This is a genomic window from Nocardia glycosmidis (genome assembly GCF_052545115.1).
Genome location: NZ_JBQWRH010000001.1, coordinates 49,908 through 63,097, shown reverse-complemented (window position 1 = coordinate 63,097; position 13,190 = coordinate 49,908). Strand labels below are relative to the sequence as shown.

Here is a 13,190-nt window from a genome sequence, read left to right as displayed (position 1 = left end):
ACAAGTGATCACGTATGGCAACGGCACACCCCATTCATAGTCGATGCAGCGCTGCCAGCGAAACCGGTACATTTGCCATCTCGTAAAACTCTTTCGACGTGCCGCCGACAACACACTCCCCGCATCTGATCGAGCGCCGGACCATGGACAGCTCTACCGTGTGGCGCTCATCCGGCCCCCGCTATTGAGCAATGCTCAACACTCTGCTAGCAATGACCTGACCGGAAGCTGCGCATGCTCAGCACAAGAGGATGGGTATGGACTTCACACATTCCGACCGAGCCGCCCGCCTTACCGACCGAGTGCGACAATTCGTCCGCGAGGAGATCGAGCCGCGCGACCGCGAGCACGCCGCCTTCCTGCGGGAATCGCCGTGGGCGGTCGCACCGGTGGTCGAAGAACTCAAGCAGAAGGCGCGTGCCGCGGGACTGTGGAACCTCTTTCTGCCCGATCCGGAACTCGGCGCGGGCCTGACCAACGTCGACTACGCGCCGATGGCCGAGGCGATGGGCGGCTGCAGCTGGGCTCCGGAGGTCTTCAACTGCAACGCACCCGACACCGGCAACGCCGAGGTACTGCTGCATTACGGCAGCGCGCAGCAGCGCCAGGAGTGGCTGCGGCCACTGCTGGCGGGCACGATTCGCTCGGCGTTCTGCATGACCGAACCCGAGGTCGCATCCTCCGACGCGACCAACATGGCCGCGACCGCCGTGCTGGACGGCGACGAGGTCGTGCTCAATGGCCGCAAATGGTGGAGCACCGGTATCGGTCATCCGAACTGCAAGTTCGTCATCTTCATGGGGCTCACCGACCCGGCGGCGCACCCCTATCAACGGCACTCGATGGTGCTGGTCCCGCTCGGTTCGCCCGGCGTGCGGGTCGAGCGCATGCTCAGCACCTTCGGTTACCTGGACGAACCCTACGGGCACGGCGAGGTCACCTTCACCGAGGTGCGGCTCCCCATGGAGGCCGTGATCGCGGGGCCGGGCCGGGGTTTCGAGATCGCGCAGAGCCGCCTCGGCCCCGGTCGCGTCCATCACTGCATGCGCGCCCTCGGCCTCGCCGAGCGCGCGCTCGAACTGGCTTGTCGGCGCAGCCTCTCGCGCACCGCGTTCGGCAAGCCGCTGGCCGATCTCGGCGGAAATCGGGAGCGCATCGCCAACGCACGGGTCGCGATCGACCAGGCCAGGCTGCTCGTCTTGCACACTGCCTGGCTGCTGGATACGAAGGGACCGGCCGGCGCGCGGAGCGAGGTCTCCCAGATCAAGGCGGTCGTGCCGAGGATGACCCAGGACGTGCTCGACATGGCTATTCAATTGCACGGCGGCGCCGGGCTTTCCGATGACTTTCCGTTGGCACGCGCGTTCGCGGGCATTCGGTCGCTGCGCTTCGCCGACGGTCCCGACGAGGTGCACCTCGCGGTAATCGCCCGTCAGGAGCTGCGCAAATACGCCACCGACCGGTAAAGCGCCATCGGCCACCACCCGCTGCGCCGAGGCCTTCGATGTGGCGGCAACGCACGCCGCCCCGAGTTCGGCGTGACTCAGTTCGGTGCCGCGATCTTGACGATGCTGGATCTGCCTGCGCTGGTGGCCACGGTGACGAATTGGCGGTAGGTGCGGTTGGCCGAGTCGGGTCGCAGTTCGGTGATGACCACGTCGTAGCGGCCGTCGAGCATAGCGGTGATCATGACGCAATGCGTGGTTCCCACGGGGACCGAAGCGATCCCGGCGTCGATCACGGCCACAGGTGGCACGGCGGCGTCCGGGGCGGTCGACGATCGGGCGACGGCTCCCGAGCGGGCCACGTAATACGCGTGCTGAAAGGCCAGGATCACGTCCGGTCCCGAGTCGGCGGAACCGGTGCCGTTGCCGCGCACCAACTGATCACCACGGATCGGCTCACAGCCCGGGCCGCCGCCGAGCACCGGGTCGGCGACGGTAGCCGATTGCCGGGGCGCGGACGCCGCGTCCGTGTACGCCAGTACCAGCGCCGCGGCGGCGAGTGCGGCCACCATCGCAGCGCCGCCGACCAGCCAGGCGCGGCGTGGTCCGCGCCGCGCTCGGCGCCGGTTGCGGGGTGCCCGGCGCCCCTCAGGTCCAGCGCGGTGCGACGAACGCTGCGGCGCGATCATCCCGGGCCACGTGGGCACCCGCTCGGGTCGGGTCCGGCCGGGGCGGACCGGCCGACCGCCGGGCTCGGACGTGTTCGACGACATGATCTCGCCGCACCCCCTTTTACCGGTGCCTTCTCAGCCACCGTGGGATTCCCTCTCAATGACGTTGCGCAGTAACAACATTGCATATTTCAGTGGATTCTGTCGGTCGAATGATCAACAGACAAAGCCGAACTCGAGGCCGGGCACCCGAATGCGCCGCCGATCGCCAGACAAGCGGCTGGTGCGGTGCGAGCCGGACTTGCGACAGCAGCGCCACCACCGCGAAATGGCCCGCGTCGCAACCCGCGCGAGCCGGGATGTATCGTTGCCAGAAGCAACTAATTGTTCTCGCTAAATAATCTGTTGATGGAAGCATCGAGGTGAGTTATGTCCGCAACCGCTCGTGAGCGGATCGCCACGGCGACCGACCTCGCGGCTGCCGACGAGCTCGGCAAGCAGCTGGTCCGGTTCATCCGAGCGGTCAACCGGGCGAAGCCGCATGTGACGAAGCCCGGCCCGGAGGGACTGGAACGCCTGGCCTACTCCGTGCTGTTCTGCCTGGTCCACGACGGACCACAGCGCACAGGCAGGCTCGCCGAGCTGCTCCATGCCGAGGCGTCCACCATCAGCAGACAGAGCAGATCGCTCGTGGCGCACGGCCTGGTGGAGCGCCGGGCCGACCCCGTCGACGGCCGCGCGTGTGTGCTGGCGGCCACAGCGGAGGGCGTGCGTGTCTTCGAGCAGAACCGCGCACTGCGCAATCGGTGGTTGGCCGACATCCTGGCCGACTGGCCTGCGCAGGACCTGGCCACCTTGACCGACCTGCTCGACCGGCTCATCACAGGAATAGAGACAACTCCCCGACCGCCAGCCGATTCGAAATAGGGCTCATCCATGACGAACTCCACCACCCAGGCTCCCGCAAGCCTGGCCACGGACGCGGACACGTCACTGTCCCACCGGCAGATCCTCACCATCCTGTCCGGCCTGTTGCTCGGCATGTTTCTGGCCGCGCTAGACCAGAACATCGTCAGCGTCGCGATCGTGAAAATCGCCAATAGCCTGCACGGATTCGACGAACAGGCCTGGGCGACAACGGCATACCTGATCACCGCGACGATCGCGACACCGCTGTACGGCAAACTGGCCGACATCTACGGCCGCAAACCGTTCTATCTCCTGGCAATCGGATTGTTCGTCATCGGCTCGGTGGCCTGCACCTTCGCCACGTCGATGTACCAGCTCGCCGGGTTCCGCGCCTTCCAGGGCCTCGGCGCGGGCGGCCTGATGTCGCTGGCGTTCACCATCATCGGCGACATCGTCCCGGCGCGGGAACGGGTGCGCTACCAGGGCTATTTCATGATGGTCTTCGGTACCGCGACCGTGCTCGGGCCGGTGCTGGGCGGCTTCTTCTCCGATTACCAGGAACTCGGGGGCATCGAAGGATGGCGCTGGGTGTTCCTGGTGAACGTCCCGGTGGGCGTGGTCGCCCTGCTCGTGGTGGCCAAGGTGCTGAACACGCCGCACCAGCGCCAACACCACCGCATCGACTGGTTCGGCGCGCTGACGCTGGCGATCTTCGTCGTGCCGCTGCTGATCGTGGCCGAGCAGGGCCGCGATTGGGGATGGTCGTCGGAGCGGGCGCTGATCTGCTACGGCATCGGCGCGGTCGGGCTCCTGCTGTTCGTTCTGGTCGAATTCCGGATGCGGGACGCGGCGCTGATCCCGTTGCGGCTGTTCAAGAATTCGACCTTCAGCGTCACCATCGCAGGCGGGTTCATCGTCGGTGTGGCGATGTTCGGCGCGATCACCATGGTCCCGCAGTACCTCCAGGTGGTGCGCGGCTACTCGCCGACGACGGCGGGATTGCTGATGCTGCCGCTGGTGCTCGGCATCACCGTCGGTTCGCAGTCGGCCGGGCGGATCACCAAGCGGACGGGTCGCTACAAGTTCCTGCCGGTGACCGGCACGTTCATCATCGCGGTCGGCGCGATTCTGTACGCGCAGGTGCACTACGACAGCCCGCTGTGGCAGCCCCTGGTGTACGGCGGCGTGATCGGCCTCGGGCTCGGATTCTGCATGCAGACGTTGATCATCGCCGCGCAGAACGCCGGACCCCGCTCGGACATGGGCGTTTCGACCGCGGCGGCCACCTTCTTCCGGCAGATGGGCGGCACTCTCGGCGTCGCGGTGTTCCTGACGATCCTGTTCAACCTTCTGCCGCACCGGATCACCGACGCGTTCGGCGGCGAGTTGCCGCCCGGGTTCGGCCCCGAGCAGCTCAGCGGTATGCAGTCCAACACCAGCGGTATCGCGGCCCTGCCCGACGCGCTGAAGATACCGATCCTCACCGGGTTCACCGACTCGATGCACGGGGTGTTCTATGCGGCGGCCGCGGTCGCCCTGCTGGCCTGCGTGGTGCTGATGTTCATGAAAGAGATTCCCCTGCAGGACAGTCCGGTCCCGGCGGCGGCGCCGCTGAGCGAGCCGGCGCAAGCCGAATCGCAGTGGGACGCCGACCAGGTCTGGGAGGGTGCCGCGCGCGTGCTGTCGGAGCCGGAACCGGTGCTCGCCGGGGTCGCGGGCACGCATGCGTCGGGTGATCCGGCGGGCAACGGCGCGCGCCGGTTCGAGCTGCACGCGAGTTTCGACGCGGCCGACGACGGGATGACCGGAAGCCGCTCCCTCAGCGGCTACGTCCACCGCGAAGACGGCCGCCCGGTGCCCTCCGCCGCACTCACTCTGATCGACCAACGTGGACGTCAGGCCGGGCGGGCGACCGGAGGCGGCGATGGCGGTTACGTCATCGCAGCGCCCGACGCGGGCAGTTATGTACTGATCGTGTCGGCCGGTGGGCATCAACCAACGGCGGTCAATGTCACCGTCGGGGACCGAGTCCACCAGGTCGACATCACGCTGCTCGGTTCCGGGCAGGTTTCGGGCACGGTCCGGTCGCGCACCCGCGGCGAGCCGCTGCCTGGCGCGACCATCACGCTGACCGACCCGGACGGCGAGGTAGTCGGGTCCACCACCGCGGCGTCCGATGGCGCGTACCTGTGTCTCGGCGTGGTTCCCGGCATCTACACCCTGGTGGCGATCGCCGAGCATATGCATCCGAGCGCGACCACGCTGACGGTGCCGGACAACGGGCCGCTGCACCACGACATCGAGCTCGCCCCGATGGCCGTCCTCACCGGGACGGCGCGATCGGACGGGGGACGGTCGGTCGCCGACGTCCAGATCAGCGTGCTCGACGCCGGAGGTGTCCGCACCGCGACGACCCGGACCGACGCGGACGGCCGCTACGTCGTCACCGACCTCCCCGAGGGCGATTACACGATCGTCGCGCGCGGCTATCCGCCGGTGACCAGCCACGTCACGGTGTTCGGCGGAGAGGTGGGGCACGACGTGCGGCTCGGCTATGTCGACCAGGACGAGGCGAGCGGGACAGTTTCGCCAGAGTCCTGACTCCCGCACAGCTGGCGGGGGCGGTCGTTGCCGAGCGGCCGCCCCTTCCGCGTTCGGGATGTCCGGCTGCGCTGGACCGAGTGCGCCGCCACGGCAATCATCGCTCGATGAGGTAGACGCCATCGCAGTCCTGCCCGCCCCGGCGGGAGCAATTTCCGGGTGCCGAGCTTCGTCGAATTATTGTGATGTGGGTCACTTAGCGGGTCGATTGTACCGGCTCCCACAGTCTCGCTATCCTGGCTGCACTTTGAGACCACCGAGTCTCAATGCTGCCTTCGACGGGGCCGGTTCGACCACCGCACGGCACCGGCGGAGGCCGATTCCTGCCGGGTAGCGCCTGCGGCGCGTGGACTACCAGGAGCGAAACGGATGCGATCGACGTTGATCTCGGCTGCCATCGGTATCGCGGCGATGGCGCTGTCCTATGCCGGTCCCGGCAGCGGTCCGGCCCTCGCCGCACCGGAGTGCCCGAGCCTGTACGTGGTGGCGATCCCGGGAACCTGGGAGACCACCGACCGGCCGAAAGACGGCCCGCCCGGACCCGGAATGCTCGCGGGGGTCACCGACGGGCTGCCCTCGTCGGCGCGCGTCGACTACGTCGGCTACGCCGCGACGGCGTTCCCGTGGGAGAGCGAGGTCTACGGCGCCTCCAAGCGCGAGGCCGTGGACAACGCGCGGGGGATGATCGCGTCGATGGCCAGGGAATGTGGCGCGACGAAGATCGCGCTGCTCGGCTATAGCCAAGGAGCCGACGCCGCAGGGGATCTCGCCGCCGAGATCGGCACCGGCCTCGGCGTCGTGCCGCCGTACCGGATCGCGGCCGTCGGACTCATCTCCGATCCGCGCCGCTCCCCCACCGACGCGTTGGTCGGACCGCCGGTGGGCGGTGCGGGGGCCGGCGGTCCCAGGATCGGCGGGTTCGGTTTCGTCAGCCCGCAGACCCGCACCATCTGCGCGGTCGGCGACCTCTACTGCGCCACGGCCTCGGACGATTTCGTGACCCGCTTCGCGGGCTTCCTGGCCCAGACCTCGCATCCCGACCCCGCCAACCTCTGGCGCTACCAGCTGGAAATGGGCGCCATCGTCGGCGATCTGATGTCCAACGGCGGAATCCCCTTGTTGCAGAGCCAGTTGTCGGAGCCGGCGAACCAGGAACGGGCCCGCTTGCTGGACGAGTTCTACCGCTCCCAGGCGCACACCGTCTACGGCAGCTATCGCGTCGACAGCGGAGCGACCGCGCTGTCCTGGATGCACGACTGGCTGGCCTCGCTGGCCTGAGTCACGGGGCGAGCCGCCGCGCGACCTCGCCCAGACCTTCCGCTACGGCGCTCTGCTGGGCGGCGCTGAGCACGTCGACGAGGACGCGGCGAACGGTCGCGACGTGGCCCGGCGCGATCTGCGCCAACCTTTCCCGGCCCGCGGCGGTGAGTACGGCGATGACCCCGCGCACGTCGGTCGGGCAGGTCTCGCGTACCAGCAGCCCGGCCTTCTCCAGCTGCGTCACCTGGTAGGTCAGACCGCTCTTGGAGGCGTAGAGCGCGTCGGCGAGTTCGGTCATCCGCAGGCGGCCCTCGGGCGCGTCCGCGAGCCGCACCAGCACCTCGTACTGCGTGTGCGACAGCCCTTCGCGCTTGAGCTGCCGTTCCACCTCCCGGCCCACCAGGGCGCCCGCCGCGAGGAAGCTGTGCCACACCCGCATCTCGCGCACATTCAGCCAGGTGGTCTCCACGACTCCACCCTAAGCCTCTTGTTCAAATTTGAACAAGAGGCTACAGTTGAGTTCAAATTTGAACTACTTGGCTGATCCAGCGAAAAGGAGCGCCATGACCGACGAACGAATGCCGGTGCTGTATCTCTCGCACGGCGCCCCGCCGCTGGCCGATCACGTGAGCTGGCCCGCCGAGCTGGCGTCGTGGTCGCGCGCGTTACCGCGCCCCCGCGCGGTCCTGATCGTCTCCGCGCACTGGGAGGCCGCGCCGATCGCGCTCGGCGCCACCGAGACGGTGCCGCTGGTCTACGACTTCTGGGGCTTCCCCGACCGGTACTACCAGGTGCGGTATCCCGCGCCGGGCGCGCCCGAGCTGGCCGAGAAGGTGCGAAACCTGCTGCGCGGACCCGGCGTCGGCGTGGCAGACGTCCCGGACCGCGGGCTCGACCACGGCGCCTACGTGCCGCTGAAGGAGATGTACCCGGACGCCGACGTCCCGGTGTTGCAACTGTCCATGCCGACGCTGGACCCGCAGGTGCTGCTGGGGATCGGCCGCAAGCTCGCACCGCTGCGCGAGGAGGGCGTGCTGATCGTCGGCAGCGGTTTCTTCACCCACAACCTGCGCGGCATGACGGCCGACGACGAGCAGGTACCCTCCTTCAGCGCCGAATTCGACGCGTGGGGCCGCGAGGCGCTGGCCGCCCACGACCTGGACGCGCTCCTCGATTTCGAACGCAAAGCGCCCGCGGCGCACCTGGCCCATCCCCGCGCCGAGCACTTCGCGCCGCTGTTCGTGACACTCGGCGCGGGCGAGGACGACCTCGGTGCGCTGCGCACCGTCGTCGACGGCTACTGGTTCGGCATGGCTCGGCGATCGGTCCAGCTGGGCTGACCACGCGTCATCGGATGCGCAACGCGGTCAGCCGCCAGCCGGCCGAGCGGGTCCGGACGATGCGTGCCGCCAAGGCGAAACAGCGGCCGCCGCGGGCATAAGCGGCGAACACCTCGGCGGTTCTGGTGTCCACGAGGGCCACACTCACCCGGATGGGCACCGCGCCACCGAGACCGCGTCCCGGCACGAGACGGGCGTCGAGCAACGTGCGCACCGCGGCGACAACGGTGGCGTCGGCGACCACGGCCAGCTGCGGCACGGGTCTCCTGCGATCGAGCACCTCCAGGACGATGCGCACCGCCAACTCGGCGAATCGGCGTGCCGCCGAACGGGTTTCGTCCTCCCTCGGCGCCGCATGACTGCGCCGCACCGCGCTGCGCACCCCGGCACTCGACCGGCCGGACACGGCGTGCGGCCGCGTGCGGCAAGGCAGCGCCCGCGTGGATGCCGGTTCGCGCGCCGCACCCTGCGCGTCGGCGCGTCGGCGACTGTCCAAGGGCGGCTCCGGATTTGGAGCAGACGCCAACCAATCCTGATAACCGGCCATGCAAATCCCTTCGAAACCTGGTGTCGAAACCCTGTGGCGACCGATTCTGCGGACGAGCCACGGAAAATCGCGCGTAGTCGGCTACCTATTTCGCCCCGACGCGCCGCCACCCGGATTCGGCGCGCCCGAAGACCGACCTAAGTTGGGAGGAAACCCCGACCCGAAAGCGGTGACCCTGGATGACCGACGAGCAGGCAGCGGATGCGACCGTGCCGGACAAGGCCGCGACCCCGCGCCGCCTGGCCCGCCTCGCGCTCCTGGCGTTCGCCGGAGTGGTCGCCGGTTATCTCGTGCTCGGCCAAGCGATCGCGCTCGTGCCGGTCTCCTGGGAGATGCCGCTGCTGCACAACGCGATCGTCCAATCGGCCGTGCTCTTACTCGGCGCGGTCCGTGACGCGCTGGGCTCGTGGAACATGGTGCTGGCAGTGGTGGCGATCGGGCTCGGGCTGGCGGCGTTTCGCTCGGACGGACGGGGACGGCGGCCGGCGGGCGCGGTGACCGGCATCGCCGTCGTCGGCCTGGTGCTGTCCAGTGTGACCAGCGCCATGCTGGCGCTCGCGGCGCACGACGAGGCGGGCGTCTGGATTCCGTTCGCCCCGGCCGTCCCGTTCAGCACCGTGGGCGACGCGCCCGAGGAGACCGTCACCTACGCGACCGTCGACGGGCAGCCGATTCAGGCGGATCTGTACCTGCCCGAACCGGGACCGGCGCCGGCTGCGCTGGTCGTGAGTATCCACGGCGGCGCGTTCGTCGGGGGCAGCCGTGGCACCGACGCCTACACGAGCTGGCTGGCCGACAACGGATACGCCGTCCTCGACGTGGACTACCGCCTCTCCGGCGCCGCCGACCACCGCTGGGACACCGCGGACGCCGACGTCGCCTGCGCGCTGACCTGGGCCGCCGCGAACGCGCAGCGCTACCACTGGGACATGCGACGGGTCGCCACCTTCGGCGAGTCCGCGGGTGGCAACCTCGCCCTCAATGTCGCGAACAAGATCAACGCGAGCACCCTGCGGCCCAGTTGCGGCAGCGCCGCGGACCTGCCGAAAGTGCGCGCGGCGATCGCGCTGTACCCGGTGGTCGACCTCGCCGCGTCGGGCACCGAGACCGCGGTGGGCGTCGACACGGCCCGCCAATATCTCGGCGGAACGCCCGAGCAGTATCCCGACCGCTACGCCGCGACGAGTTCCGCTCCGCACGTCACCGCCGACTCCCCACCCACCTTGCTGATCCAGGGAGCCGACGACCACCTGGTGCTCGCCGAGCACACCGCGGCCTATGCCGCCACCCTCGAGTCCGCGGGCATCGCGCACCGCTACGTCGAGCTCCCGTTCCTGGACCACGCCTTCGGCACCACCGAACTCGACACGGGCGCGCAGGTCACCCGCCATCTCACGCGCACCTGGCTGGAGGAATACCTGACCTGAACGCGGCCACGCCGGCCGCGGGAATAGCCGCACGCATCCTGCCGTTCCATTGGTTGCCATATCTACCAAATTCGGCAGGATGCAGAACCAAGGAGGCGTCGTGCAGTTCGGAATTTTCACGGTCGGCGATGTGACGGCCGACCCGACCACCGGGCGGACGCCGAGTGAACACGAGCGCATCATGGCGATGGTGACGATCGCGCAGAAAGCCGAAGAGGTCGGGCTGGACGTCTTCGCCACCGGCGAGCACCACAATCGGCCATTCGTGCCGTCATCGCCGACGACGATGCTCGGCTACATCGCGGCGCGGACCGAGCGGCTCGTGCTCTCCACCGCGACGACGTTGATCACCACCAACGATCCGGTGAAGATCGCCGAGGACTTCGCCATGCTGCAGCACCTGGCCGGTGGCCGCGTCGACCTGATGCTCGGCCGCGGCAACACCGGACCGGTCTATCCCTGGTTCGGCAAGGACATTCGCGACGGCATCCCGCTGGCGATCGAGAATTACCACCTGCTGCACCGGCTGTGGCGCGAGGACGTGGTCGACTGGGAAGGCAAGTTCCGCACGCCGCTGCAGTCGTTCACCTCGACGCCGCGCCCGCTGGACGACGTGCCGCCATTCGTCTGGCACGGCTCGATCCGCAGCCCCGAAATCGCCGAGCAGGCAGCCTATTACGGTGACGGATTCTTCGCCAACAACATCTTCTGGCCGAAAGCGCACTTCCAGCGCCTGATCTCGCTGTATCGCCAGCGCTACGAGCACTACGGGCACGGCTCGGCGGACCAGGCGATCGTCGGGCTGGGCGGGCAGGTGTTCATGCGCAGGAACTCCCAGGACGCGGTGCGCGAGTTCCGGCCCTACTTCGACAACGCGCCGGTCTACGGACACGGCCCGTCGCTCGAGGAGTTCACCGAACAGACCCCGCTCACGGTGGGCAGCCCGCAAGAAGTCATCGACAAGACACTCACCTTCCGCGAATCGTTCGGCGACTACCAGCGCCAGCTGTTCCTGATGGACCATGCGGGCCTTCCGCTGAAAACCGTACTGGAGCAATTGGACCTGCTGGGCGAAGAAGTCGTGCCGGTGCTGCGCAAGGAATTCGACGCCATGCGCCCCGCACACGTGCCCGACGCTCCGACGCACGCGGGCCGGGTCGCTGCCCGCGACGGCGCAGTGGAGCAGACCCGATGACCCGCAGCGCCTCCCCGATTGTCGCCGCGTCCACCGAGTTCGAAGCTCAATCGATGAGGAGAAGACCATGACGTCCGGCGCCACCGAAGCCCTGACCGCCGGTACCTGGATCATCGATCCCGCCCACTCCACCCTCGACTTCTCCGTGCGCCACCTGATGGTCAGCAAGGTGCGCGGGCGGTTCACCGACTTCACCGGCAAGCTGGTCATCGGCGAGGACGGCAGCGCAGCGGCCGAGGCCGAAATCCGGGTCGACTCGGTCACCACCGACAACGCACAGCGTGACGCGCACCTGCGCGCCGCCGACTTCCTCCGGGCCGAGCAGTTCCCGGTGGCCACCTTCACGTCCACCGGGTTCCGCATCGCCGGAGCGGATTTCGTGGTGGACGGCGACTTCACCATTCGCGGCGTCACCAAGCCGGTGTCGCTCGACGTCGATTTCCTCGGCGTGCACCCCGGCATGGGTCCCCGGCCCGTCGCGGGCTTCGAAGCCAAAACCGTGCTCAATCGCCGCGATTTCGGCATCACCATCGACATGCCACTGCCCGGCGGCGGCGCGGTGATCGGCGACAAGATCACGCTCACGCTCACGCTCGAAGTCGGGCTGCGGTCCTGAATGATCGGGCGTTCCCGCAGCACCACGCGGGGACGCCCCCGCGGTCAGAACAGCATCTCAGAACAGCATCATCGGCTCGGTCGGCTCGGGCTCGGGCAGCGGGTCGAGCTCCGGCAGACGCGCACGGACCTCGCGGTGAAACCGGCGAGCCAGCTCCAGCGCGCCGGCGTTGTCCGGCGTGTGCAGGAATACCGTCGGCGACCTGCCTTCGCGCAACCATTCGGCGACCGTGTCGACCCACGGTTGCCAGCCCGCGACGGTCCGCTCGACGTCGTCGCGGCCGTGATAACGCACGATCGGATTCTCCGTCAGCGCGCGCATCCGGCGCGGCACCCGTGGCTTCTTCGCGGCGGCCTCCTGCTCCGCCGCGCTGGTGGCCGTATCCTCGAAAAGCACTGTGGTGTCGAACGGTATCCATTCGGCGCCGACGCGCGACAGCACATATTCCAGCCCGGCGGCAGCCTGCTCGTCGGCGAAGAACGCGGGATGCCGGACTTCGACGGCGACCCGGTGAGCGCGCGGTAGCAGACGCAGGAATCCGGCGAGCGCACCGAGGTCGGTCGGACCGAACGAGCCGGGCAGTTGCACCCACAGCGCATGGATACGTTCTCCCAAGGGTGCCATCGCGGTGAGAAACGACCCGAGTTCCGCCTCGACGCCGGTCAGCCTGCGCTCATGTGTGATCGGTTTGGGCAGCTTGAGCACGAACCGGAAATCCGGATCGCACTGACCCGCCCACGATTCCACGGTGCGCCGCGAGGGGGTGGCGTAGAACGTCGTATTGCCCTCGACCGCGTTGCACCACCTGGCGTACCAGCGCAACCGCTCCCCCGGCGCGAGCTGCCGTTCCTGCCATGCCGCGTGCGTCCACATCGCACATCCCACGTGAAGCCGCATGCCTGCGACGCTAACCCAGGCGCCCGACACGAGCACCGTCGCGGTGCCGCGCCCACGGTTTCGACGGCACCCGCGCCGAAGGTCGGCGTGACCGCGCCCCACCGATGGGTGCGTCTGGGGCGCGTCCTGCACCGAACACGCGGTCGCGGAGTACTCCTACCGCTACGAGCGGGCCCACGCGAATCACGCCCACAACACAACGCCGAGCACAGCCGGGTCGACTACGCCCCCGATCGCGGCTGTGGAACGCAGCCGCATCGCCACCGAGGTCGTCCCACGTAT

The 13,190-nt window shown here is 68.6% G+C and carries 12 protein-coding genes; 8 read left to right on the top strand and 4 right to left on the bottom strand.

Annotated elements, in window-relative coordinates:
* Positions 1–257: 257 nt before the first annotated feature.
* Positions 258–1,466: an acyl-CoA dehydrogenase family protein gene (locus tag ACT86A_RS00310; RefSeq protein ID WP_445089919.1), complete on the top strand. Its 1,209-nt coding sequence runs from the start codon at positions 258–260 to the stop codon at positions 1,464–1,466.
* 77 nt (positions 1,467–1,543) lie between these two features.
* On the opposite strand, the gene ACT86A_RS00305 is transcribed toward ACT86A_RS00310, so the two are convergent.
* The gene (locus ACT86A_RS00305; RefSeq protein WP_445089918.1) at positions 1,544–2,218 is read right to left on the bottom strand and encodes a DUF8176 domain-containing protein; all 675 of its coding nucleotides are present in this window, start codon (positions 2,216–2,218) and stop codon (positions 1,544–1,546) included.
* A 327-nt stretch (positions 2,219–2,545) separates the two neighbouring features.
* Here ACT86A_RS00305 and ACT86A_RS00300 point away from each other — a divergent pair, with 327 nt between their 5' ends.
* From ACT86A_RS00300 to ACT86A_RS00290, 3 genes are all read left to right on the top strand, one after another.
* Positions 2,546–3,043, top strand: a complete 498-nt coding sequence (locus ACT86A_RS00300; RefSeq protein ID WP_445089917.1) for a MarR family winged helix-turn-helix transcriptional regulator — start codon at positions 2,546–2,548, stop codon at positions 3,041–3,043.
* Positions 3,044–3,052: 9 nt separating this feature from the next.
* Complete coding sequence (locus ACT86A_RS00295) at positions 3,053–5,626, top strand: MFS transporter (RefSeq protein WP_445089916.1); 2,574 nt, start codon at positions 3,053–3,055, stop codon at positions 5,624–5,626.
* A gap of 369 nt (positions 5,627–5,995) precedes the next feature.
* Positions 5,996–6,904: a cutinase family protein gene (locus ACT86A_RS00290; RefSeq protein WP_445089915.1), complete on the top strand. Its 909-nt coding sequence runs from the start codon at positions 5,996–5,998 to the stop codon at positions 6,902–6,904.
* A 1-nt stretch (position 6,905) separates the two neighbouring features.
* Here ACT86A_RS00290 and ACT86A_RS00285 read toward each other — a convergent pair whose 3' ends face one another.
* Positions 6,906–7,355, bottom strand: coding sequence for a MarR family winged helix-turn-helix transcriptional regulator (locus ACT86A_RS00285; RefSeq protein WP_445089914.1), 450 nt, complete (start codon positions 7,353–7,355; stop codon positions 6,906–6,908).
* Between the two features lie 94 nt (positions 7,356–7,449).
* Between ACT86A_RS00285 and ACT86A_RS00280 the strand changes: the two genes are divergently transcribed.
* Positions 7,450–8,226 carry a dioxygenase family protein gene (locus tag ACT86A_RS00280; RefSeq protein ID WP_445089913.1) on the top strand — a complete coding sequence of 259 codons (777 nt, stop codon included), beginning with the start codon at positions 7,450–7,452 and terminating at the stop codon, positions 8,224–8,226.
* A gap of 7 nt (positions 8,227–8,233) precedes the next feature.
* Here the strand turns inward: ACT86A_RS00280 and ACT86A_RS00275 are convergent, their stop codons facing one another.
* Positions 8,234–8,722: an Rv3235 family protein gene (locus ACT86A_RS00275; RefSeq protein ID WP_445089912.1), complete on the bottom strand. Its 489-nt coding sequence runs from the start codon at positions 8,720–8,722 to the stop codon at positions 8,234–8,236.
* A gap of 230 nt (positions 8,723–8,952) precedes the next feature.
* Here ACT86A_RS00275 and ACT86A_RS00270 point away from each other — a divergent pair, with 230 nt between their 5' ends.
* The 3 genes from ACT86A_RS00270 (at position 8,953) to ACT86A_RS00260 (ending at position 12,011) form a co-directional block, all read left to right on the top strand.
* On the top strand, positions 8,953–10,200 hold the full coding sequence (locus ACT86A_RS00270; RefSeq protein ID WP_445089911.1) for an alpha/beta hydrolase: 1,248 nt from the start codon (positions 8,953–8,955) through the stop codon (positions 10,198–10,200).
* A 100-nt stretch (positions 10,201–10,300) separates the two neighbouring features.
* Positions 10,301–11,395: an LLM class flavin-dependent oxidoreductase gene (locus ACT86A_RS00265; protein WP_445089910.1), complete on the top strand. Its 1,095-nt coding sequence runs from the start codon at positions 10,301–10,303 to the stop codon at positions 11,393–11,395.
* Between the two features lie 67 nt (positions 11,396–11,462).
* A complete protein-coding gene (locus ACT86A_RS00260) occupies positions 11,463–12,011 on the top strand; it encodes a YceI family protein (protein WP_445089909.1) in 549 nt (182 codons plus the stop codon).
* Positions 12,012–12,068: 57 nt separating this feature from the next.
* Here the strand turns inward: ACT86A_RS00260 and ACT86A_RS00255 are convergent, their stop codons facing one another.
* Positions 12,069–12,908: a DUF72 domain-containing protein gene (locus tag ACT86A_RS00255; RefSeq protein WP_445089908.1), complete on the bottom strand. Its 840-nt coding sequence runs from the start codon at positions 12,906–12,908 to the stop codon at positions 12,069–12,071.
* Positions 12,909–13,190 lie beyond the last annotated feature (282 nt).